Here is a 24,177-nt window from a genome sequence, read left to right as displayed (position 1 = left end):
TCGAGAAGAAGCGGTCGGGGCGACTGACGTTGCTCACTAATGCCGTCACAGAAGCGCGGGCCCACCCCATGAACCAGCCGACTGGACCCAAGAGACCGTCGATAGTCCGGCGTTGTTCACACAGAACAGGTCGGTCTGGTTGCTTGCACCAAATTGCTGCGAGCTCGTCACCGGTGAACCAGGGGGCGCGAAACCCGGTGGGCTCAACTGCACCGGACCATTCCATGATCCGGCATTCTCGACCCAGAACACGTTCATCCGTCCATTCACGTCGACCACAAATACATCGGTCTGGTTGTCGCAGCCGAATTGCTGGATCACGCTCACGCAGGCCCCCGGAGGTGCGAAGCCCGGTGCACTGATCGCCACGGGGCCGTTCCAGGTCCCCGCGTTCTCAACCCAAAACACGACCAGACGCCCGGTGCTGTCCACTACCCAGACATTGGTCTGGTTGTCACAGCCGAACTGCTGACTAGTCGCTAGGCGCGCGCCGGGTGGGGCGAAGCTTGCAGCACTGATTGGCACGGGACCATTCCACTGTCCTGGCTGATTGGTCCAAAACACGACCAGGCGGCCCGTGCTGTCCACCACCCAAACATTGGTCTGATTCGGACAGCCGAACTGTGGGCCTGCGGCCAACCCAGCGCCGGGCGGAGCAAAATGGGACGGACCGATCGCTCTCGGGCTGCTCCAGTTACCTAGGCTCTGCACTGAGAACACCGACAGCTGTCCTGACTTGGCCACCACAAAGGCGTCGGTCTGATTGGCGATGGAGAACTCCTGGCTTGCTACCAGGTGCGCGCCCGCAGGGGCAAAACCCGCAGGGCCGATCGGGACCGGTCCGTTGAAGCCGCCGTTCGCCTTCGCCCAATAGACCTGCAGTTGGCCGTTGTTCCCGATGGTGAACACGTCTGTCTGACCGCCTCCACCGAACTGTTCCGAAGCAGCGACTGCCGCACCTGAGGGGGCCAACCCACCCGGCCCGTAACCGGTCGGGCCGCTCCAGTTCCCCGTCCCCGTGACCTGAAACTGCTGCAGCTGGCCGGCCACCCCAATCACATAGACTTCTGTCTGCGCCGCAGCTCCGAACCGCTGAGAGGATGCAAGATACGCACCCGGAGAAATCGCCGGCTGAGGCGCATTGAAGCTCTGCGTCGTCGAGGTGCTCGGTCCAGCAGGCAGACCGCCATAAGCGGAGTTGGAAGTCTCCTCCGTCACTGTGCCTGCGGCCGAGACGCAATCGGGCAGGTTGTTCGACACCGTCAGGGGGCTGGTTGCAGCATAAGTGATAGTCCCCGCGCCGCTCTGCAGCAGGGTCACCTCACCATTATCTTGGCCGACGACGTTGAGCTCAAAAGCATGGATGGGCGCCAGGCCGGTCGAGTCGACCTTCGCTCCGGTAGGAGAGCCCGTCACCGGAAGGCCAAGCAAGTCGATCAACCCTGTACTAGGCGTGTGGCCGTGGCCGTCGTCCATACTAAATGTCACACCGGTGACATTACCCGCCCCATCATTTGCTAGGGCGATGGTCAAGCTGTAACCAGCCGGCAGGGTGGGCGTTGCACTGCCCATTTTAAATAGCTGCCCCTGATGGTTGATGAAGTTGAAGTTCGGCGGAAGTTTTAGCTGTTGCCCATAGTTGGCCGACGGCCAGTTGTCGATCATCCAATTGATGCTGGGATTGCCGCCCGAAGAGACGACAAACATGAACACGTATTGCTGGTAGACGCAGTTCGCGTTCTGAGCCGAGTACGCGTTTAGCTGGAAACTCATCCCTAGAGGGACAAATATCTCCTGCGTGATTTTGATGGAAACCGTAAGCCCAGTCACTGCGCTGCAGTCACTGTTGATCAGATAGTTCGAGTTGCTGGCCAGCCCGCCGGCCGGTGCTTTGACGTCACCCATAAATGCCTCCTTTGCTGATGGTTGCACGTAAGAAAGTCGGGATTTCCGATCAGATCCAACTGTCCGCTTCTGCCGCTGACAATCAAAAAAGCGCCACTGAGCACAGTTTTCTATTACAGCCATGGAAGCCACGAGTGGAACGAGGTGCCGTCCGCAAAACCGTAGCTCGCTGCATCCCTTTATATGCACAATGCGATATGTGCATTGCTATCCGTTTGCCGCCTAACCTTCTGCCCCTTGTACTGAAAAAACACAGGTGTAAGGCATTGCTTAGCAAGCATGGAGCGTATCCAACCCAAATCGGTAGTTCCGTAATGCTTCCTCTGGAATTAAGGACATGGGTTAGGTGTTAGCGATGGAGCAACACTGGGGTGGTGCAGGCTATGTAAATGGTACAGCTGTTTGCTTTGCAAACGTGCTGCAACTTAGTGCTTTAATCCGCGTCGCGACGGCCGTGGCTACCCTCCCCCGCGAAGCCGCTACGCAACCTCGCGCTGCCGCCTACGTCGTCTGCATCAAAAGCGAGGGAGGAAGCGCGTAGGCGAGGAGGGACGACCGCGCTAGAGCCTGGCTATCCCCTAATGTGGTTATTTTTTACCACCCTAGGTGCTACTAGATGATTGCAGGGGCTACCTCCCATTAGCGCCAACGCAGCGGGAAGCAGGAATTGCCGCTCATGTAATCCTCGATTAGAGTCCCCTCGTCAGGCTCACCGGAGGGGCTGTCCATGGTCGGAATCAATCCTCAAAGAATTGAGGGGCGTTGGCGAAGAGGTATCGCTTTGGATCTCCACACAACCAGCAGCGTCCCAATGGGACCCGACGCTGCCGGCCGCATGCAGTTCGACACCACTCGCCCAGAAATTGCAGAGCTGCTGTATCAACTCAAATATCGACAAAATGAGTCAGCAGCAGCAGGCATCATTGAAACTGCCGCTAATTTTCTTCGTCAGACCCGCGCCAACTTCGATATCATGGTTCCTGTGCCACCATCGAGCTATCGTCGAATCCAGCCGGTCTTATTGCTGGCCAACGGCATTGGGGAAGCGATAGGCCTTCGCGTAGTGAACTGTGTTACCACCACCCGTCACTCTGCGCAATTGAAAAGCATCACCAATCCAGCCCAGCGCCAAGCACTCGTCGCTGGCCTATACACTGTCAATCCCACTCACACAGCCGGCAAGCGCATACTCCTGTTCGACGATCTGTTCCGGTCAGGCACCACTATGAATGCAATCACCGACGTCCTCTTGAATGGCGGTAGTGCACAAGATGTATGTGCACTCACCATCACCAAGACGCGGAGTAATCATTGAAACCGAACACCATTTTCATTGGCGGATCACGACACGTCTCCCGTCTTCCGCCCGAGGTGAAGCATCGCCTCGATAACGTGATCAGCAGCGGTCATTGCGTCATCGTCGGCGACGCTAATGGTGCAGACAAAGCAGTCCAAAAATACTTCCACGATGCGGCATACAACAAAGTGACCGTTTTTTGTTCCGGCGAAACTTTCCGGAACAATCTCGGACAGTGGCAAACGCGTAGAGTCGATGTGCCCAAGAACCAGAAGGGTTTTCAGTTCTACGCGGCGAAAGACCGGGAAATGGCTCAAGAAGCCGATTTCGGCTTGATGATCTGGGACGGCAAGAGCCCGGGAACTGTTCTCAACGTGCTGCGCCTGGTGCGCGCAGGCAAGATCGCCGTGCTTTTTAGCGTTCCTGAAAAGCGCGCAATCAACATCAAGACGCAAAGCGATTGGGATACATTCTTGAGCCAGTGCAGCAGCGAGTTCCTGCATGATCTGCGCGAACGTGCAACGCCCGAAGAGTGGCAGCCAAACCAGCAAGCCAGCTTCTTCAAATCAGTCGCGGTTAAATCCGAAACCCCTGCAAATCCAACGGAGCGGGACCTACTCGACTCTCTAAATGCCGCGCTGGCCATGAGTGATGCAGCAGCTGCCTTGGAAGCGATTGGCAAGTTGGCGAAAGTCCATGGTGTAACCAAGCTCGCAAAAGACACTGGCTTGGGCCAGGAGAGCCTCGAACGCGCGCTTGGTAGCGAAGTCAATCCAGGCTTTGCCACTGTTTTGAAGATACTTTCTGAATTTGGTGTGCGCCTCAATGCGCAACCACCTCAGACGGATTGAAGAACGGTTGAAAGTGGCACCAACCAAACGCCACGGCCGCCACCACCCTCTACACAGAGTAAAGCGTGACTATCCAGCGTGGTGGGAAGGTCTTTTAGGGTATGCAGTGTTGGCTGGGATGAAATCCCAGCACTTGGCGCGCTGACCGAAAGCCAACGTCACCGCCGAAGGCGCCGAAGTCGGTTTCTTCGGTCGCGTCGCGCGTCTTGCGCGTGTGCTTCAGGAAGGCGGCACGGATCGCGTCACACAGCACGGCCCCATGGCGAAATATCCGGCGCGTCCGTTGATGGGATTGACGGCGATGGACCGTGAAATAATTCGAAATCGAGTATCGGAATTCCTGCAAAACTAAACGGCCTGTTGCAGATGCGACGCCGACCTAAGCCGCAGCAGCCTTTACCGATCTGATCTTTGAAACTTCGAAATACAGATCAGACGTTCCGAATGTTATATGCCGATATTTCCAAAGCGTATCCCTGAAGCTGTCCGCCCCACTTACTTCATCAAGAAATATAAGGAGCTGTGGGACGCTAACAAACCAACAATTAAAAAATGGCTGATGGACCTCGGTCTCACCTCGGTGAGCTGCCGAATATTGATCTCGAAATTTCTTGAGAGATCTGTTCATCGCCGTAAAGCGGGCGCCATAGATCGGGTCGGGTGAATTGAATTCCACATTGAGCATCTTCTCGAGGAAGTGCTTCAACATTATCCGATCCTGGAAGCTGCCAAAATCGGACAATCCGACGCCTATTTTTTCAATTCCGCGCCCATCAAGTGAAAGATGGCTGCGACTTTGGCCTTGAGCTAAATCTAGCGATCCAGCTTGACTAATCCGCAATTCGTGCCAGCCCGCTTGGGTCTGAGCGGAGAGCAAACTGCCGGCGAGGTCTAATAGTAGATCAGCATCTGATCCAGCCCTAGCTCGTCGGGTAAGCGACTTTTTTTTCAATTCCATGAATATGAGGGTTTTGGATGTGATGGCCACTAGGTCGCATTCGCCCTCCTCACCACCGAAATCGTACTTGCCGCTGGTCGTAGGAACTCCATGAGCAACAAGCTCGGCCCTGACGAAGCTTTCGATCGCCAACCCAACTTTGTTGTCAAACTCATCATAGTTTTCTCGTAAAGCGGACAGCAGCGCTTCGAGATATCCCCACCCGCACATTGATCGATCGACCAGCAGGTAGCAGCCACCCGAACGGCGAATGAGAGGCTTAAGATAGAAGTCAGCGCCTTTTTTGCTATCAGTTGGCGTTGGCGCATCTATCGGCCGAGAAAATCCTTGATTGGGTCCCTCCATGGGATGGGAAAGCACGTCCCGGAGAATGGTACTTACTCTATCTTTTGGAACATGGGAAAGTGCACGTCTTATATCAGTCTCAGCCACAATCATTGGCCCTCTGATGTCATGCACTGGGTCGACAAGATAGCCGATCACCTCGAAAGCATCAGCAAGGGACCAGCCACCAGGTGTAAGAGATGCGTCGTCCAAAAAGCTCAGTGCTCCCCTACATAGCTTTAGCACATCCGAGCTACGTAGCTGAGGAAAGCGAAAAATCGAATCGTAAAGTGCTTGCTCTTGAAGAAATTTGAGGAGGCCCTTCACGTCAAAGCTTTGCCAAGCAGAATGACCGTATGGTTGGACGTCGATTACAGCAGCATATGCCATCACCAGGTTTATCAAACGCGGCCAATGGGCATCCAGATCTAGATACGGCTTCGTCCCATTGATATGTTTAACAGCGAGCTGCAAGAGATATCCCCAAGGGACATGCGGTTGACCACCGCCTGTTACCGAGATACCAGGAACAATGTGATATCTCTGCATGTCAGGGTCATATGCTTGAGACAATAGAGAAAAAACCTTTCTCGCAATATTGAGCCCTCCCATTTTGGACACGAGCTTCTCTATCTCCGCAACCAGTGCAATTTCAGATGCCTCTTCTAAAGCGATGAAGTCTGGCTTTAACTGAATAGCGTACCCCTGTTCCTTGAGATACTTTCCCGCCCTAGCCACGGCAAATTCGCGTGCATAGATATTCTGGTGGTTTGACTCTCTCCAAATGCTTACTTCGATATGGTCACGAGCTGCACGAATGGCAGCTTCCCAATCGCCAGTAACGTCACCGGACTGATCAGACTTGGCACGCAGAGCGTCCTGCAAATGATTTACAACTTCAAAGTAAGGGTCCAATGGGGTCCCGAGAATGACATGCTCTCGGATCAGGTCTGCTTTGACACTTCGACAAAGACGCCACGCTTCTGCGTGACCGCTCGTGAAAGCATCACAAACCTTTTTGTAGAGTGCCTTGTTAACGGTATCAAGCTGCTGCTGCGTAGTTTGGTAGTCCAAACCCACGTAGGAATAAAGTCGTTCCAAACTAGCTTGGTGAGGTCCAATCAGCGCTGGCGTCCGATCAACGATTTTGCGAAAGGTCTGTACATCCATAGTCAGCCCCCGAGCTGTTTTTGACTTACCATTGCCACTGGAAAGACTAAAAAGATCTTGTAACCAATAATATCCCACAGTTTGAACCGCCCCGGCTTCATCGGAGGCTCCCAATCTTGAGAAGATGGAGCCATGACGAAGCAAAAGTATTCCAAGGAAGTTCGCGAGCGAGCGGTGCGGCTGGTGCGCGGGCACCTGCCTGACCACCCGTCGGAATGGGCCACGATCCAATCGATGGCCGCCAAGCTCGGCTGCACGCCGCAGACGTTGCACCATTGGGTGCGTAAGGCACAGGTCCGTGCCAAGAAGCGCCAAGGCTTGACCATGAGCGCATGAAGGCGCTGGAGCGGGAGGTCCGGGAGCTGCGCCAAGCGAACGAGATTCTGCGCAAGGCGTCCGCGTATTTTGCCCAGGCGGAGCTCGACCGCCGATCCAAACCATGATCGCCTTCGTCAACGATCGCCGCGCTGTCTATGGGGTCGAGCCGATCTGCCGCGTGTTGCCGATTGCTCCGTCGACGTATTACCGCCACGTGGCCGAACGCCAGCATCCGGATGAGCGTTGCGCACGAGCCAAACGTGATGAAGATCTGTCGCTGGCGATCCAGCGCATATGGGCCGAGCATTTCCAGGTCTACGATGCACGTAAGGTGTGGCGGCAACTCCGGCGCGAGGGCTTCACTGTGGCGCGTTGCACGGTCGAGCGGCTGATGCGCCGCCTTGGCTTGCAGGGTGTCATCCGTGGCCGCGTAGTGCGCACCACGTTTAGCGACAAGACCATGCTCTCGCCGCTGAACCGGATGAACCGGCAGTTCCGTGCTGAGCGTCCAAACCAGCTGTGGGTAGCGATTATACCTACGTGTCGACGTGGCAGGGCTTCGTCTACGTGGCCTTCGTGATCGACGTCTACGCCCGTCGCACTGTTGGCTGGCGGGTGTCGCGCACGACCCACACAGACTTCGTGCTAGATGCGCTGGAGCAAGCGCTGTGTGATCGACGGCCGACTCGACAAGTGTTGATTCATCACTCCGATCGCGGGTCGCAATACGTCAGCATTCGCTACACCGAAAGACTGGCCGAGGCGGGTATTGAGCCATCGGTTGGCAGTGTGGGCGATTCTTACGATAACGCCCTGGCTGAAACCATCAACGGACTTTACAAAGCCGAAGTCATTCACCGTCGATCTTGGTCACACATGGAAGATGTTGAACTGGCTACGCTGGCGTGGGTGGACTGGTATAACCATCGACGCTTGCTCTCGTCGATCGGTTACCGCACACCTGCGCAGGCAGAAGCCGATTACTATCAGCCCCAGAGCGCACTGCGCGAAGCAGCGTGACTCAAATCAAACAGCCTCCGGCAAAACCGGGGCGGTTCAATCGTGGCTAAGGCCACGCACAAGCTCGATGGCAATGGTGGCTACCTGACATCGCTATAGTTAGAAAATAAGGCTGTAGCGAGTGATCACACTGCTATGGACGATGTAGGCGATGACAAGATGTAGCCGCTGACCGGACCCTACGGAGATCAACGGCGACTTCTTTGCCTACTCCTTTGCTGACTTCTCTTCCTTTGATGAAAGCACACCATGCTCGAAGGTAAGCGTTAGCGTCTCACGCAGCGACTGAGTCTCCTTGTCATGAATAAATCCCAAAGTTTTCTCGTAACTCTCACGGGTTTTAACTGACACATACTCAAGAACGTCGACATCACCAGCACCTACATATCGCCGCGATGGCTCTCCGAGCGCTGTAACCGTTTCAGATATGGTGCTAACACCCTTTGTCAATTTATCCACCTTCTGGTAGTCGATTTTGGCCCCCTCCGTCTGGACATACTCTCCGTCAACAGTAGTACATGCCGATAGGAAAGCGACGAAGAGGATAAGAAATATGGCTCTAATTCTCATTGCCTCGCCCTTGGACAGTTAAAGCAGGTTGATTCGATATCTTGGCTGGCGCCCTCGCTACCACTGGATCCCGGGGACCCAAGGTGATTTGCTTCGTGCGCAAGCGTAGAAGATAGGTCACAGCAACGTCCCCAATCAAAGGCTCCGTCCCCAATCTTAATCTTCCTTGCAAATGGAAATCTTCCCGACAGGCCGCAAGCTCCAAGGTTTGGCGTATACACATATGCTGCGTTGTCGAGATTGGAGATTATGCGCTCTTTGCTATTTGGCTTGTTCTTGCAATTACCTAAATCACAATTCCTTAGCTTCTCCTTCGCCTCATCGATCGCGTTCTTCATCTTAGTTTCTTGATCGGGGGAAAATCCAAAAAATGTAGCCAATCCCTGTTGATCAACCAGATTCAAAGGCTGACCTTCGGCGTACGCATACGTACTCAATCCTCCCGTCAGGCCAGTTGGATCACTTTCTATATACCGTCCTGTCGACTGGTCATAATCTCTGTTCAGGTTGTAATTGAACCCGGTCTCGACATCATAATATTGCCCAGGAAAGCGCAAGTTATACGTGTAGCCGTTACCCGTTGGCGCTTGTTCTCCCCACGCATTACCTTGGTAAGCCCATGTCCATGCTGTATTCCCGCTGCCATCAGTGATTACCCTAGGGGCACCGAGCTGATCTGCCGTGACATACATAACCGATGTTGCGCCACCTTGCATATCGAGATTAGCGACGGGAATTCCATCGAGGTAGACATACTCTCGATTTGTAACTCCATACTCACCCAGCAGTTGACTATTCACATCATAGTTGTATCGCTCTGTAGCGCCCCCGCTGGTCTTCGCTACGCGCTCACCATTGGCTGTATACGTATAAGCCGCAATGGGGTTCTGATTAAGTTGTGCCACCACCATTCGGTTGCGCGCACTGTATCCAAATCCGTATGTGCTACCAGCTTGACTGATCGCCGTGGTATTACCATTAGCATCCAATGATCGAGTTGCGTTACCAGTAGCAATCAGCTGATGAGTATTGGTGTTATAGCTGTAAGCGCCCGTGGCGAGACCACTACCCGTTTTGCTCAGCCGATCTCCTGTCGGGTTATACGTCACGCTCTCTAATGTGCTGCCATCGGCTTCCGTGATAGCCGTTAGGCGATACAGAGGGTCATAACTGTAGGTCTCGGTCGCCGGGTTGGCGCCTGGGCTATTGCCGATCGCTGTGATATCTCCCATCGCGTCGCGTGCCATGTGCAATGTAAACGCCGGACTGACGAGGTCCGTCAGCCGGTAGTTGGCATCGTAAGTGCGTGTGATGATTTGGCCGTTACCGAGCGTGTAGCCGCTCACCGGCCCGAACGGCAGATAGGTGACGTTGCTGACCAGGGTGCTCGTACCGCTAGCTGTCGTAGCCGTGACGCCACTGACGTGACCGTCCGTGTCGTAGCTGTAGGTGACCTGGTCTCCACTGGGATGCGTGATGCTCAGGATCTTGCCGCCCGGGCTGCGGGTGTAGCTCGTCACATCCGTCTGCCCGTTGACCGTCTGGCTCTTCTGGATCACGTAGCCCTGGGCGTTGTAGCAGAACACCGTGGTGACGGCGTTTTCGATCACCCGCGTCAAGTGGCCGATGGGGTATGACGTAGTGCAACCCGTGACGCTGTTGGGCTCGTCGTACGTGTAGGTGATGTTCTGGGTGCTATCGGCGTAGCTGGCACTCAGGCGACGATCGTTGGCGTCGTAGGTGTAAGTGACCGTGTTGCCGTTGGCGTCTTTGGTGGTCAGAACGTTGCCGGCGGTGTCATAGGTCTTGGCCGTGACGCCGGTATCGGGGCCGGTGAGCTGCGTTTCATCCGACAGGCCGTCGTACTGATAAGTCGTGTTGAGGCCGCTGGGGTCGGTCACCTGGGTAACGCGATCCAGGGCATCGTAGGTATAGGTGGTCTTGGTATTGGCGGTTTGTGCGGCCACTGGTGACGCACAGATGGCGATTGCCACGCCGAGCATGATGCCGGCCAGTGGTTTCTTCCTTACCGTCATGACGCACCCCCCGATACCTGTTTGATCCCCAAGTTCTCTACGCGTGGCCACTTTCCCAACGGCTGAACCCTTCACTGAGTGTCCTTGATCCATGGCTATACCCCTGTCAGTTCGTGCCGTTGTAGTTGTCGATGGTCTGCACCAGACGATTCAGTGCGTCGTAGCCCTGTTGGCGTTGGATACCTAAGCCATCGGCGCTTTGCACCAAGTTGCCGTTGGCGTCGTAGCTGCCGCTCGCGCTGGCGTTGAATATGGTGTTATTGAGGCCATCGACTACGGTGGTGAGCTTACCTAACGTGTTAAAGATGCGACTCAGGCCCTTGTGAAGCGTTCCGCTTGAGTCATACGTTTGCTCGGCGGTTTTGTTCCCGGAGGCATCCAGCGCGTATTGGGTGTAGTTGCCCTGAGCATCAGTAATCCTCACCAGGCGATGTGCTGTGTCATAGCCATAGGTGGTAGTGACACCGTCTGGATCGGTGAAAGTTTGCACCGCCCCGTAGGGCGTGTAGGTAAAGCTTGTCGTAGCACCGCTCACGCTGCGCGAGGCCAACCAGCCGCGTGGCGTATATGTCATATCCGTGTTGATGCGGTTGGCATCGATAGTCCGTGTGACTCGACCATCAGCATCATAGGAGGCGATGGTGGTGACGTGGCCCTGAGCATCGGTAACCTGGTAAAGATCACCAGTCTGGTAGCAGGCGGCTCCCGGTATGCCGCAACTGGTGGCGCTGCTGCTGGTGTAGTAGCTGTAGGTGGTGGTTTGCGTGATGTCCGTGCGCGGACCAGTGGCCGTCAGCACCAGGCCAACCAGCGGACAGCCGGTGCCGACAGCCGCGCAGTAGGTGTAGGCCCAGCGACGTACGCCCGCGGTAACCGAACCTGTAGCAGCGCACGTATAGGACGTTGCTCCGGAAACGTTAGGGTCTGCTTCACATCGCGCCAATACTTGTCCCGATGCGTTGTAAACCCATTGTGTTTGCGTCATCAACGTTTGACTTGCATTGAATACCTGACGCAACGTCGGCACATGGAAAGTGTCATTCCATGTCGTCATTATCGTCCGCTGCGTGGGAGCGTTTAATGCCTCCATACGCACCGTTTCCATGCCATCCAAATCGTACGCATAAGTCGTGGTATTGCCGTTGAAATCAGTCGTTTGACTGGGCAATCCGTTTAAGTTGTAAGACCACGCGCTGACTGACGAACACGACTCACAAGTACCGTTGACTCCGGTCACATGAGGGACACCCATCACGGTTGCAAATGTGCGGTGTCGCGAGGTACCTAATGGGTCAAGCACATCCGCAGAGCCGTCGCTGTTGTACGTAATGGAATAGGACGCTACGCCGCCCGCCATTTGATTGTTGATGCCCTGGCCGGATGCGTTGTAGCTATAGCTAAAGTAACGATTACCGCTTTCGTCAATAATGCCAGTCAGCAGTCCTGACGCCGTATCGCCACCGTTATTCGGCGATTCTCCATACAAATATGTCCAGGTATGGCCATCCGGATACGTAACGGTCTGGAGCTCATTATTGGCATCGTATGCATACTTGTATGCAGTCCCGTCGGGCGCTGTTACCTGTGTGATTAGCCCGCTAGCGTTATAGATGAATTGAATACTGCGTTGCTGCGGATCGACCACTGAAATCAGATAACCAGCCCCCGGCGCTACACTGCTGGGTGTACTGGTCGTGCTATAGCTCAGTGCAGTGATGAACCCTTCCGGGTCTTGAATACTGGTGAGTTGGCCGGAAGCATTGAATTGCTCCGTGCTGCGGTTATCGACACGCAGCAAAGTCCATCCCGTCGGATTGCCACTGCTATCCGTTTGCTCTGTCAGTGCATCAGGAATATCGGGCTCACCCACCCACGTGCCGCTCGACAAGGCATAAGTACCTACACGCCCATCCTCTCGAGTGATCGTGACCGTTCCGGTGCCGGACGTTGAACCCGCGACATAGCTGAGGCTACTTGCATACGAGTGACGCCAATGTTGCCCCAATGTGGTCGTACCTGCACTTGGATCACTGTTATAGAACCGCTCGAACTTTAGCCAGCGCCCAGCACTGAAATCCTGATCCTGACGATAGATATTGCCAGTGCCTGCATTAATCGGGTCGCCAACCGCATTGTCGCCAGGCTTTCCGTTGGGCTTGCCTGGGGAAGGCGGAGTCAACCCGCCACACCACCAAGCGAATCCATCACTTGAGTACCCACCATTAAGGGTCCATGTCGAATCCCACATGCCGCTATAGCCGTTCCCATCCCATGGTTGCTGCGAACTCAAATAGCAGGGTCTGTAAAGCGTCCAATAAGTAGGATGCTGGAGATCTTTCAGACAAGCTTCATATGTACCTTCATAGCTATAGGCGTATCCCTCTACCGGGTTGCACCAACCGCTATCGGCCATCACTGAAGTGGTGTAAGCCAACGCAAGCAAGAGCAAGGTGAGCAACACGGTAAATCGGCGAAACGACGTCCGCGATCTACTTGCCAGAATGCATACAACGCGATCCATGGATTTCCCCTATCTTCACAACCTTGTCGCTGCAACAGGCGCGACACACATGAATTCAGTGAGTTGATGCCAAGGCAGCCTTTGTTACTTTTGATATCTTGGCCTTTGAAAACATCAGCTCCATGTTTCCCCTTCCCTATCCATTCACCCGATAATTTTGTTTCACTCAGTTCGTGCCGTTGTAGTTATCGATGGTTTGAACCAGACGATTCAGAGCGTCGTAGCCCTGCTGGCGCTGGATGCCTAAGCCATCGGTGCTAAGCATCAGGTTGCCGTTGGCGTCGTAGCTGCCACTCGCGTTGGCGTTGAACACGGTGTGGTTGAGGCCATCGACCACCGTCGTGAGTTGACCCAGCGTGTTGAAGGTGCGACTCAAGCCCTTGTGAAGCGTTCCGCTTGAGTCATACGTTTGCTCACCGATTTTGTTCCCGGAGGCATCCAGCGTGTATTGAGTGTAGTTGCCCTGAGCATCAGTAATCCTTACTAGGCGATGCGCTGTGTCATAGCCATAGGTGGTAGTGACACCGTCTGGATCGGTGAAAGTTTGCACCGCCCCGTAGGGCGTGTAGGTAAAGCTTGTCGTAGCGCCGCTTACGCTGCGCGAGGCCAACCAGCCGCGTGGCGTATAGGTCATATCCGTGTTGATGCCGTTGGCATCGATGGTCCGCGTGATTCGACCATCGCCGTCATAGGAGGCGATGGTAGTCACGTGTCCCTGTGCGTCAGCAACTTGGTAGAGGTCGCCCACCTGATAGCAAGCAGCACCGGGCGTACCGCAGTTCGTTGTGCTGCTACTGGTGTAGTAGCTAGTGGTTGTAGTTTGCGTGAGGTCCGTGCGCGGGCCGTTGGCCGTCAGCATCAGGCCGGCTAACGGACAGCCAGTGCTGACGGCAGCGCAGTACGTGTAAGTCCACCGACGAACACCCGCCGGAACCGTTCCAGTGTTGCTGCAGGTATAACCGGAGGCAGCACTATTGGCGGGATCAATCTCGCAACGAGCCAGTACTTGCCCAGCGCTGTTGTAGACCCAATTGGTTTGCGCGATCGTCGCGGATGATGCATTCACAACGGTTCGCTGTAGCGGCTCATGGAGTGTGTCATTCCATGTCGTCATAGTCGTGCGTTGGACGGCACTACCGGAACCCTCAATGCGCCCTAGCTCCATCCCGTCGCCATCGTATTGATAGACCGTGGTATTGCCGTTGAAGTCGGTGGTCTGAGAAAGTACGCCGATGACGGTGTAGCTCCATGTACTGATATTGGAGCACGAAGCGCAAGCACCACTTACGCCTGTCACGTAGGGCACACCCACCGCAGTGGTGAAAGTGTGGTGGCGAGATGTACCGAGAGGATCGACGACGTCGGCCGAACCGTCGCTGTTGTACGTAATGCCATACGATTCCACACCACCGGCCATTTGGTTATTGATGCCCTGGCCTGAAGCGTTGTAGCTGTAGCTGAAGTAACGGCTGCCGCTTTCGTCGAGAATGCCCGTCAACAACCCGACGGCCGTGTCCCCTCCGTTATTAGGCGACTCGCCGTAAAGGTAAGTCCAGCTTTTGCCATCCGGATAGGTGACGGCTTGCAGTTCGTTTTTACTGTCGTAGGCGTAACTGTAGGTTGATCCGTCCGGGGCAATGACTTGTTGGATCAAACCCGCACTGTTGTATGTGAGTTGGAGGGTTCGCTGCTGCGGGTCAACGACGGAAATCAAATAGCCTGGCCCAGGCGCCACGCTGGATGGTGTGCTTGCCGTGCTGTAGTTGAGAGTGACAACGAAGCCGTTTGGATCCTGGATGCTGATGAGCTGCCCGGCCGCATTGAATTGCTCTGTGCTACGTGTGTCTACACGCAACAGTGTCCATCCCGTAGGGTTACCGCTGCTGTCGGTTTGCTCCGTCAAGGCATCCGGAACGTCTGGCTCACCGGCCCATACGCCACTTACCAGCGTGTAGGTGCTAACGCGCCCATCCTCACGCGTGATCGTCACGGTTCCGGTACCGGATGTCGTGCCTGCAACGTAATTCAGGTGGCTGGCATAAGAGTGCCGCCAATGCTGACCGATCGTATCCAAACCGGCACTGGAGTCGCTGTTGTAATACCGCGCAAAAGTGAGCCAGCGACCAGCGTGGAAATCTTCATCGCGGCGGTACACGTTGCCTGTGCCGGCATTGATCGGATCACCCTCGATATTATTCGGCGGAGGCGCACCCGCAGCTTTACCTGGTGAGGGCTGGGCGGGGGGCGCGCACCACCATTCATAGTTCGCATTACCGTCACCCGGCGACCATCGGCTTCCCACCCATCGCCAGGTCCCGGTGTACCCGCCATTATCCCAAGGAGATACCCCCGTTAAATAGCACGGGATATAGGTGGTCATGCCTGGCGGGGGCAACTCCAAGCAATCGGCTAGCGCCTGATCGTACGAATACGCTTCCCCCTCAGACGGTATGCACCAATGGCTATAGGCAGTCGCGGAGGTCGTGTAGACCAGCGCCAACAAGAGCAATACGAATAACGCGGCGAACCGGCGAAATTTCGAATTTCGCGATCCTGTTTTCCGCACTAGGGTCCGTATCTGCCCCAACCGCACTGCATCACTTGGCATCATCGCCAAGATGCATCCCATGCAATCCATGAATTGTCCCCTGCCCACACGACTAGCTGCTGCAACATGCAGACGGCGTTGTGAATGATTTGTGATGAATCAAGACAGGGCTGTGACAAAAACATCGGCAACGCATTTTGTCGGTGTTTTCCTACAATATTTTCCGATTAGGCGTACATGCGGCTACATGTGCGGGAGTGATACAGGCAACAAGCCGTGCTTCGATGCTCCTGGCACGCGCTACGCGTATCGGGACAACGGTGGGAGACCGTCCGACATGTCTCGAGCGCACTCCGGTAGATCCTTTCAGAGTTAAAGCCCTGGCAGCTCAGCTCATCAAAATCGAAATCGGGTTCACCACTGATCTGTGGCGATCGGATTTGTCGAATGAAGAAGCTCTTCGACTCTGCATCTACGATATGAATTCCATCACTCAGTCGTCAGTTGGCTTTAGACGCTCAAAGCCTAAGGAAGCACCCTTCAAGCTGCGCAGCCTTCGTCGTTGATGATCCCCAGAAACGAAAAAGAGCCCACCACAAGGTAGACACTTTTTCTGAACTTGACGCCCGAAGTTGGATTCGAACCAACGATCCCCTGATTAACAGTCGAGGAAGGTAACGATTGCATTCAAGCACTTGGACCTTCTATTTTTATACTTGCAGCCCGTTATCAGTCGATTTAATCAAGGGGTAGCGTGAAAAATTTATACATTAAGTCGGCCGGATGAGAGATCAAGAACAATCGACCACATGCCCATTGCTAATCCGGTGCAGTGTCGTTGCGCGATTCAATCCGTTCTATAACGTAGGGAAAGCAGATGAATCACGGTATTACGCGGCTGATCTTCTTGCTGATGCTCTTAACCACGCCGGCCTGGGCTCAACCGGCTGGCACCATCAAGCAGGTTTCCATTCATTCCACAGCGCTAGCCGGAAATCTTGTCGGTGATCCCGCCGATCAGACCTTTGCCGTCTATCTTCCACCTTCATACGAAACATCCACGAAGCGTTATCCCGTGGTTTTTCTGTTGCATGGTATTGGCGACACCAATGACGTTTGGATTCACCACTTCAATGTTCCTGCTATGTTGGACGACCTCATCGCCAGTCACACGATCAAGGAAATGATCGTCGTCATGCCCAATGCAAAGAATCGCTTCATGGGCAGCTATTACGCTAACTCGCCGATTACCGGCCGCTGGGAGGATTTTATCGCCCAGGAAATGGTCGCCCGTGTCGACCATGATTTCCGAACGCTAGCCACAGCAGAGAGCCGTGGCGTTGCAGGCCTTTCCATGGGCGGCTTCGGGGCCATACGTTTGGCTATGCACCGGCCGGACGTATTTTCGGTTATCTACGCCATAAGCCCCTGCTGCCTGGATGCCATCGAGGACATCGGATATGGCAATAGCGCGAGTTGGAATGGATTGCTTCGGTTCAAGACTTACAAGGACGTCGATACGGCAATCAAGCGAGGGGAGTTCTACCCTGTTGCGGCGCTGGGGCTGTTGTCAGCAATCGATCCCGATCCTGCCGCGCCGTTGCATGTGAAGATACCGGTGCAGCAAGTGGGGCACGAATTGATGCCACGCGAACCTGAATACACCGAGTTTCGCAATCAGTTCCCGTTGCAACAAGTAAGCCGGTTTCGCGAAAATTTGTGCAAGCTGCACGCCCTCGCCATCGACTACGGCTTCAATGACGAGTTCGCACACATTCCGCCCTCTACGGCTGCGTTTTCCAAAGCTCTCAGCGATGCGCATATCCCACACCTGCTTGACACCTATGTGGGCGATCATCGTCAGCAGGTGCAAGAACGTCTCGCCACGAAAGTGTTTCCATTTCTTTCAAGCAATCTGAAGGACTGATCTGCGAAAAAATGAGCAGGTTGCACGCGTCGCGCAGAGCGGAAAGGTGTTAACCAGCCAGGCGGCGGCATTCAATAGTGGGCATGGTCGAGCCCCGTCAACTGAGACACGACTGGCAATAAAAAAAGGCCTACCGCTAGGTAGGCCTTTTTTCTGAATTTGGCGCCCGAAGTTGGACTCGAACCAACGACCCCCTGATTAACAGTCAAGTGCTCTAACCGGCTGAGCTATTCGGGCGGGGAGCTGTGTAGTTTGGGGAAAGGGCCCGGGGCTGTCAAGCCGGGGTGGGCTGCTTTCCCCCGCGAATTCAGCTGGTAAGCACGCGGTAGCACGGCACGTAGGCGCTGCCGCCGGGGAGTTTCATGCGGTGTTGCTGGACGAAGGCCTGCAGCAGGCGGTCCAGGGCGCGCATGATTTCCGGTTCGCCGTCGATCTCGAACGGGCCGTGCTGTTCGATGGCACGGACGCCTTCGTCCTTCACGTTGCCGGCGACGATGCCGGAGAAGGCGCGGCGCAGGTCGGCGGCGAGTTCGTGGCGCGGGCGGTTGCGGTGGATGGCAAGCGCACGCATGGCTGTGTGCGTGGGGATGAAGGGCTGCTGGAACGCGACCGGAATGCTCAAGGACCAGTTGAAGAAGAAGGCGTCCTTGTTGTCGAGGCGATGGTTGCGCACTTTGTCGATGCCGCGCACCACGGCATGCGACACGGCGATGGGGTCGTCCACGATGATCTTGTAGTGCTGCGCGACCTCGTCACCCAGCGCCAGGCGCAGGAAGGTGTCGATCTGCTCGAAGTAGGCAGCCGATTGTTTCGGGCCGGTGAAGATCAATGGGAACGGCACGCCGGCATTGTCCGGATGCAGCAGGATGCCGAGCAGGTAGAGGATTTCTTCTGCCGTACCGACGCCGCCCGGGAACACGATGATGGTGTGTCCCATGCGCACGAAGGCTTCGAGGCGCTTTTCGATATCCGGCATGATCACCAGCTGGTTCACGATCGGATTGGGCGATTCGGCGGCGATGATGCCGGGCTCGGTCACGCCGATATAGCGGTTGTGGCGGCGACGCTGTTTGGCATGCGCGATGGTGGCGCCTTTCATCGGGCCTTTCATGGCGCCGGGGCCGCAGCCGGTGCAGATATCCATGCCGCGCAGGCCAAGCGCGTAGCCGACGGACTTGGTGTATTCGTATTCGTCGCGCGAGATGGAATGGCCACCCCAGCACACAACAAGGTTGGGATCGATCTGCGGTTTCAGGATGCGCGCGTTGCGCAGAATTTCGAACACGGCGTGCGTGATGCCGACGGTATCGTCGAGATCGAACGCACCCTGCTCCAGCTGCGTGGATACGTAGACGATGTCACGCACCACCGCCACCAGCAGCTCGTTGATACCGCGAATGATGTGGCCATCGACGAAGGCCTTGGCAGGCGCGTTGGAGAGTTCGATCTTGATACCGCGATCTTGCTGCAACACCTGGATGTCGAAATTCGGATACTGCTCGAACATGCCGCGCGGATCGTCGCCGACTTCGCCCGAGGTGAGCACCGCGAGCGCGCAGCGGCGCAGCAAACCATGCAGGCCGGAACCGCTGGCATCGCGCAGGCGTGCCACTTCGTTGCGGGAAAGGATGTCCAGGCCACCGGCGGGTGATATGCGTGCACTTACGGTTGCGGGCTTGCCGGTTTTGTCGAGCTGGGTGTCGTTCATGGGTCCGTCGTCTCCTGGTGTTGCTTTCCGCCCTGTGTGGCTGTGATTTGCGTGGGTGGTCGCCTAGCATCTCGCTTATGGTGCAGTGCGGTCAACGCTGTGGATAGCCTTCCATAAAAAAACGCCCTGCGGGTGGCAGGGCGTTTTGACGTTTGGGAATGAGGAGGCGACGCGAGGTTGGCCCCTCACCCCAACCCTCTCCCCGGAGGGAGAGGGATGTTGGTCGATACGCAATGATCAGAAGAACGAAGCGCCGACCGTCACCATGTACGTACGCGGCTGCAGCAGGCCGTAGGTCGGCGCGCTGCCGTACAGCGACGGGAACAACTTTGCCGAAGCGGCGGCAAGGAACTGTGCCGAGCTCACGTACGAGAAGGCGTGCTTGTCGGTGAGGTTGGTCACGTTGAGCTTGATGTACGGCTTCTTCAACCAGTCCCAATCGCCGAAGCGGTAGCCCGCGTTAAAGGTGAAGGTGGTGAAGCCGCCGACGGTCTCGGTGTTCATGTAATCGCCGTACAACTGGCTGGTAACGCGGCCGGTGAGCTCGGCCCACAGATGGGAATCGTCGTAGCTCAGGCTCAGGTTGCCGATGTTCTTGGCGGTATCGGGCATCATCCGGCCGTTGGTCAGATAGATACCGTTGCCGCCGCCGTTGAGGTTACCCACGATGTCGGCCTTGGTGTAGGTGTAGGAGCTATACACCGTCCAGCTCGGCGCAAACTTGTAGCTCAACTCACCGTTGAAACCGCGCATGTGCATGCGAGGAATGGAGGTGTAGTAGGTCTGGCCGTTGGCGTTGTCGTACGCGCTTTCCTGCTTGTTGTTGTAGTTGCTGTTGTACACGTCGGCGCTGGCGGAGATCGCGTCGCCGTAGTAACGCCAGCCCAGGTCCGTATTCCACGAGGTTTCCGGCTTGCTGAGATCCTGGCTGGCGAAAGAGTTGAGCAGCAGCACCGTGTTGGTCGGCACACGGAAGGTCTTGCCGGTACCGATGTAGAACTGGTTCTTCTCATTGAGCTGGAACTTGATGCCGGCGGTCGGCAGCAGCTTGTTCCAGTCGCCATGCGCAGTGGTGTAGATCTGCTGCTTGCTCACCGAGCCGGTGTACGAACCCGGATAGTCATAACCCCATGCATCGCGAGTGGCATGCAGGAAGGCAGTACCTGCGGTGAAGGTCCACTGGTCGGTCGGCGTCCAGTTGTCGGTCACGAAGCCTTTTTCGATTTCGGTGTTGGTGTACTCGTGGTAGTACGTCATCGGCATGCCGTTGGGGTAGACGACGTAGTTGCCGGTGCCCCACAGGTTCACCGGCGTGCCCTGCGCGTTGACCTGGAAATAGCTGTCGTCCTGCGTCTTGCGCGAGTCTTCGTACCAGAAGCCGTATTCGAGGCTGTTATCCAGGCCGAAATCCTGATTGAACTTGACCAGCACGCCAGGACGGTAGGTCAGCGCGGCGGAGTACGAATACACCACGCCCTGCGAGTTGTTGACCACGTTGCCGCTGTTGTTGATGTCCGTGTCGGTGTAGCCGAAACGGTTTGCCGTCGAGGTGCTTTCGGTCACCGTGGCGGACGAACCGCCGCCGCCGTTGCCATACCAGAAGTACGGAATCACCGACACGTGCAGGCTGTCAGCCAGCTTGAACTCGCCATCCAGGCTGAACAGGTAGCTGCGGAACGGGTTGGTGCGCAGGCCGTAGTAATACGTGTCGTTGCTGATCGCGTTCTTCAGCGCCGTACCGGTGAGACCGGCGGTCGGAATCCAGGTGGTGTTGTAGTCGGTGAAGTAACCGTTCTGCGCCACCTGCTGCTTGCTGACGCTTTCATAGGCAATGTTGTTTTCGCGGTTGTACTGCAGCGAGGCGCTGATCGAGTTGTTGTCGTCGATCGTCCACACCGACTTGCCGTCAACCTTGGTCACGTCCATCTTGCCGTCGCCGCGCCACTTGTCGGCGGTGTTGTCGGAGTACGACAACCAGGAGCGCACCGGGCCAAGATCGCCCGTGTTCAAGCGGAAGAAGGTGCGGCGGTAATCGTTGCCGCCGATGGTCTGGGTGAAGTCGACACCACCCTGGTGCGGCGGGTCGATGGTGGCCCAGCCGATGTGGCCGCCACTGGCGCCGGAGTCGGGCATGTCCACGTCCGGAATGCCCTGCAGCACGGTGATGTCGCCCATGTTTTCCGAGTCGCCGTATTCGGTGGCGTACACGGAGTAGCTGCCGGTGTCGGTGATCGGCGCGCCGTTGACGGTCATGCCGATGTCGGAGGAGTCATAGCCACGGATGCTGTAATGGCCGTTGGCCAGGCCGGTCACGTCGTCGGTCGCCGCGTTCACGCCCGGAATGGTGGCAATCATCTGGGTGAAGTTGCTGCCGGGGCTCGCCTTTTCGATGGCGTCGCGCGTGATCGTCGACACGGCCTTCGGTGCGATCTGCACCGACATCAAGCCACCGCCCAGCGACAGCGACTGACCCTGCACGGTCACCTGCGACATCTGCTTCACATCGCGCTCGGTGGCGTTGGACGTGGTGGTGTTGGAGGTGCTGGATGCATTGACGCGTTGCTGAGTCGACTGGCCCGCCTGGGCCTGGTCGTTGCTGGCCGTCTGTGCCGCCACAACGCCTGCCGACAGGTAGAAGGCCATCGCAATCGCTGCGGAAAGATGCGTACGTTTCATGTAGAGCCCCGTAAGTCCGGTTATTGGTTTGTATGTCTCTGGCACCGCTTCATGACCGCTCAAACTTCGTTTGTAAAAACACGGATTAGCTGGCTTCCTGCCTTCGTTACGCACAAAAAGACTCGGGCTCATTTGCTGCATGAGCCGAGTGGCTTCTGTGGAACCCTAGGTTTTGGTTTTTTCCGGTGGGGCGAAGAAAGATCGACCCTTTCACTTATCCCTGGAAGACACACGTACCAGCTGATCCATACTTCGCCCCAAGCCATTCGCTGATAGCCAGGCAAGGGGAAGTCGGTCACGTATCCTTAGCGATACCTTAGCACGATCCCATATTTCCTTTACATGTTCTTTACAGATACATCGCAATCGTGAAGAACTTGCGCTTTGGGGCGCGGCCTCTAGAAGGCTTGGGCTGGCGGCAGGATTGGGGGCTTCACCCCACCCCGGCCCTCCCCTACTGCACGTAGGGAAGGGAGCGAAAAGCTCAGGCGCTTTTGCCGAGATAGCGGGCGCGCTTGGCGGGCTTCAGGCGGGAAAGGTCGAGCATGACCAGGCCATCGACGCAACCGGAGAAGCCCGGGTCCTCGCCGAAATCGAGGAACTGCACGCCATCTGGCTCCATCAGGTCCACATATTGGCGATACAGCACGGGCAGGCTTACGCCGAGCGCGTCGAGGTGATGGCGCAGCTTGCCCAATCCGCTGACGGAGTCCAGCCCTTCCAGCTCGCGACGCACGCCTTCGAGCACGTCGGCGGAAACCTTGAACGGCTGGCGGGCGGAAGCCAGACCCGGCGCGCCGAAGTAATGCTGGTGTGCGGCGGCGATCCACTCACGCGCCTGGCGCGGCAGGCTCACCGACATGCTCACCGGGCCGAACAGATAGCGCAGGTCCGGATGACGCTGCAGGTACAGGCCGATGCCCTGCCAGAGCTGGTCCAGCGCACGGGAACGCCAGTACGCCGGTGCAACGAAACTGCGCCCGAGTTCCATCCCTTGGGCCAACCGCGATTCCAGCGCTGGCGAATAATTGAACAGGCTGGCGGTGTACAGACCTTTCATGCCGCGCTCGGCAATCAGGCGCCCGCCGTGGCCGAGGCGATACGAACCGACGATGCGCAACGCCTTCGGATCCCACAGTACGAGGTGTTCGTAATGCGCGTCGTAGGCATCCAGATCGCGCCGGGTGTTGGTGCCTTCACCGACTTTGCGGAAGGTGAGTTCACGCAGACGGCCGATCTCGCGCAAGGCGGCGCCATCGGTCGAACCACGCAGCACCAGCAGCTGCTTGCCGTCGGAAAGATCGAGAAGCTTTTCGCATTGGGAAAGCTCGGCAACCACGCGATCGACCGGCTCGGGGTGCGCCAGCGGCACCTGGCCACCGAAGATCAGACCACGGCGATGGCTGATGCGGTACACATGCCGGCGCATCAGATCGGCGGCACGCTGCGAGTTGTTGTCGCTGCGCTTGATCATTTCATCCGCACTGACCAGCGCACCGACGCTGAAGCCGATACGGCTGACGTGGGTAGCCACCGCTTCGCGCGGCAGCATGGCCGTGCTCAACGGTTTGGCCAGCATGGAAAGACCGTAGAACATGGCCGAATTGCGCGCCGCCACGTGGATAGGCAGCACGGGCACCTTGCTGCGCATGGCCATGCGGGCGAAACCATCCGCCCAACGGCCGTCACGCACACCGGCCGGCCCCATGCGAGACACTTCGCCAGCCGGAAAAATAATCAGTGCTTCGCCACGGTCCAGCGCACGATAAATGTTGCGCATACGCGACGCTGCACCACCGCCGAATACGTCGACCGGCAACAACAAAGGACCGAGCTGCGGCACCGCAGCCAGCCAGTCATTGCCGAGAATACGTACGTCCTTACGTACCGAACCAATCAGGTCCAGCAAGGCCATGGCATCGAGCATGCCCAGCGGATGATTGGCGACGACCAACACGCCACCTTCGACGGGAATATGTTCCCGCTCGCGCTGCACGATGTGATAGCTGCAGCCCAACAGATCCAGGACCTGTTCGGCGAAATCGAACCCCTTGATATCGGCAAGCCGATCAAGTACCCGATTGAAACCTGCCTCGTCAGCCAGCCGCCCCAGCATGCCAGCCACGGGTTTACGAATCATCGGATGCTGCGCAAGCCACGGTAGACGTTCGGTAAGGGCCTGTTCGACATGAAGCATGACCGCCTGCCTCCCTTGGTTTTAATCCATGTTGCCGATCAAGTGTGACAACTGCGAGAAATCGCGGGGTCAAACTCTTCCGCGCCGCAAGAATACACGAGGGCGTCAGGGGCAATGCTTAAGAGCTTGTTCAAGGCGGCCATGGTCTCCC

At 56.5% G+C, this 24,177-nt stretch carries 11 protein-coding genes, 2 tRNA genes, 2 pseudogenes and 1 other annotated feature; of the genes and pseudogenes, 5 read left to right on the top strand and 10 right to left on the bottom strand.

All coding sequences use genetic code 11. The features are described 5' to 3' along the window. Positions 1 to 45: 45 nt before the first annotated feature. Positions 46 to 1,905 carry a beta propeller lectin gene (locus IEX75_RS24150; RefSeq protein WP_229720793.1) on the bottom strand — a complete coding sequence of 620 codons (1,860 nt, stop codon included), beginning with the start codon at positions 1,903 to 1,905 and terminating at the stop codon, positions 46 to 48. Positions 1,906 to 2,632: 727 nt separating this feature from the next. Between IEX75_RS24150 and IEX75_RS11640 the strand changes: the two genes are divergently transcribed. From IEX75_RS11640 to IEX75_RS24450, 3 genes and pseudogenes are all read left to right on the top strand, one after another. Next, positions 2,633 to 3,220, top strand: coding sequence for a ComF family protein (locus IEX75_RS11640; protein ID WP_188794511.1), 588 nt, complete (start codon positions 2,633 to 2,635; stop codon positions 3,218 to 3,220). Beyond that, on the top strand, positions 3,217 to 4,053 hold the full coding sequence (locus IEX75_RS11635) for an addiction module antidote protein (RefSeq protein WP_188794510.1): 837 nt from the start codon (positions 3,217 to 3,219) through the stop codon (positions 4,051 to 4,053). Before IEX75_RS11640 ends, IEX75_RS11635 begins: the two co-directional genes overlap by 4 nt. A 163-nt stretch (positions 4,054 to 4,216) precedes the next feature. Then, positions 4,217 to 4,405: pseudogene (locus IEX75_RS24450) on the top strand (phage virion morphogenesis family protein); the annotation flags it as partial. A 27-nt stretch (positions 4,406 to 4,432) separates the two neighbouring features. Here the strand turns inward: IEX75_RS24450 and IEX75_RS11625 are convergent. Beyond that, positions 4,433 to 6,505 (bottom strand): Rossmann-fold NAD(P)-binding domain-containing protein, encoded by a 2,073-nt coding sequence (locus tag IEX75_RS11625; RefSeq protein ID WP_188794509.1) that lies wholly within the window; start codon positions 6,503 to 6,505, stop codon positions 4,433 to 4,435. 132 nt (positions 6,506 to 6,637) lie between these two features. Here IEX75_RS11625 and IEX75_RS11620 point away from each other — a divergent pair. Next, positions 6,638 to 7,843: pseudogene (locus tag IEX75_RS11620) on the top strand (IS3 family transposase). Next, positions 6,903 to 7,019 (top strand) — a sequence feature (AL1L pseudoknot). (Overlaps the previous pseudogene by 117 nt.) A 566-nt stretch (positions 7,844 to 8,409) precedes the next feature. Here the strand turns inward: IEX75_RS11620 and IEX75_RS11615 are convergent. From IEX75_RS11615 to IEX75_RS11600, 4 genes are all read right to left on the bottom strand, one after another. Beyond that, complete coding sequence (locus IEX75_RS11615; protein WP_229720792.1) at positions 8,410 to 10,449, bottom strand: RHS repeat-associated core domain-containing protein; 2,040 nt, start codon at positions 10,447 to 10,449, stop codon at positions 8,410 to 8,412. 106 nt (positions 10,450 to 10,555) lie between these two features. Next, positions 10,556 to 12,628 (bottom strand): RHS repeat protein, encoded by a 2,073-nt coding sequence (locus IEX75_RS11610; RefSeq protein WP_188794507.1) that lies wholly within the window; start codon positions 12,626 to 12,628, stop codon positions 10,556 to 10,558. A 508-nt stretch (positions 12,629 to 13,136) separates the two neighbouring features. Beyond that, complete coding sequence (locus tag IEX75_RS11605) at positions 13,137 to 15,350, bottom strand: DUF6531 domain-containing protein (protein ID WP_268236476.1); 2,214 nt, start codon at positions 15,348 to 15,350, stop codon at positions 13,137 to 13,139. A 791-nt stretch (positions 15,351 to 16,141) separates the two neighbouring features. Then, positions 16,142 to 16,211: transfer RNA gene (locus IEX75_RS11600), tRNA-OTHER, on the bottom strand. 184 nt (positions 16,212 to 16,395) lie between these two features. On the opposite strand from IEX75_RS11600, the gene IEX75_RS11595 reads away from it, so the two are divergent. Beyond that, positions 16,396 to 17,445: an alpha/beta hydrolase gene (locus IEX75_RS11595; protein ID WP_188794505.1), complete on the top strand. Its 1,050-nt coding sequence runs from the start codon at positions 16,396 to 16,398 to the stop codon at positions 17,443 to 17,445. Between the two features lie 160 nt (positions 17,446 to 17,605). On the opposite strand, the gene IEX75_RS11590 is transcribed toward IEX75_RS11595, so the two are convergent. From IEX75_RS11590 to olsF, 4 genes are all read right to left on the bottom strand, one after another. After that, a tRNA-Asn gene (locus IEX75_RS11590) sits at positions 17,606 to 17,682 on the bottom strand. A 70-nt stretch (positions 17,683 to 17,752) separates the two neighbouring features. Beyond that, positions 17,753 to 19,153: a nucleotide 5'-monophosphate nucleosidase PpnN gene (ppnN, locus tag IEX75_RS11585; RefSeq protein ID WP_188794504.1), complete on the bottom strand. Its 1,401-nt coding sequence runs from the start codon at positions 19,151 to 19,153 to the stop codon at positions 17,753 to 17,755. 237 nt (positions 19,154 to 19,390) lie between these two features. After that, positions 19,391 to 21,829, bottom strand: coding sequence for a TonB-dependent receptor (locus IEX75_RS11580; protein ID WP_188794503.1), 2,439 nt, complete (start codon positions 21,827 to 21,829; stop codon positions 19,391 to 19,393). A 484-nt stretch (positions 21,830 to 22,313) separates the two neighbouring features. Then, on the bottom strand, positions 22,314 to 24,026 hold the full coding sequence (olsF, locus tag IEX75_RS11575) for a bifunctional ornithine lipid synthase OlsF (RefSeq protein ID WP_188794502.1): 1,713 nt from the start codon (positions 24,024 to 24,026) through the stop codon (positions 22,314 to 22,316). Between the last annotated feature and the right edge of the window lie 151 nt (positions 24,027 to 24,177).

The organism is Dyella nitratireducens (genome assembly GCF_014642835.1).
In the GTDB taxonomy this organism is placed as follows: Bacteria; Pseudomonadota; Gammaproteobacteria; order Xanthomonadales; family Rhodanobacteraceae; genus Dyella_B; species Dyella_B nitratireducens.
This window is presented reverse-complemented; position numbering and strand designations above follow the sequence as displayed.

Excerpts from the sequence above, each read along its gene's own strand:
- IEX75_RS24150 (WP_229720793.1), bottom strand. The coding sequence starts at position 1,905 with ATGGGTGACGTCAAAGCACCGGCCGGCGGGCTGGCCAGCAACTCGAAC.
- IEX75_RS11640 (WP_188794511.1), top strand. The coding sequence starts at position 2,633 with ATGGTCGGAATCAATCCTCAAAGAATTGAGGGGCGTTGGCGAAGAGGT.
- IEX75_RS11625 (WP_188794509.1), bottom strand. The coding sequence starts at position 6,505 with ATGGATGTACAGACCTTTCGCAAAATCGTTGATCGGACGCCAGCGCTG.
- IEX75_RS11615 (WP_229720792.1), bottom strand. The coding sequence starts at position 10,449 with ATGACGGTAAGGAAGAAACCACTGGCCGGCATCATGCTCGGCGTGGCA.
- IEX75_RS11605 (WP_268236476.1), bottom strand. The coding sequence starts at position 15,350 with ATGACCACCTATATCCCGTGCTATTTAACGGGGGTATCTCCTTGGGAT.
- IEX75_RS11595 (WP_188794505.1), top strand. The coding sequence starts at position 16,396 with ATGAATCACGGTATTACGCGGCTGATCTTCTTGCTGATGCTCTTAACC.
- ppnN (WP_188794504.1), bottom strand. The coding sequence starts at position 19,153 with ATGAACGACACCCAGCTCGACAAAACCGGCAAGCCCGCAACCGTAAGT.
- IEX75_RS11580 (WP_188794503.1), bottom strand. The coding sequence starts at position 21,829 with ATGAAACGTACGCATCTTTCCGCAGCGATTGCGATGGCCTTCTACCTG.
- olsF (WP_188794502.1), bottom strand. The coding sequence starts at position 24,026 with ATGCTTCATGTCGAACAGGCCCTTACCGAACGTCTACCGTGGCTTGCG.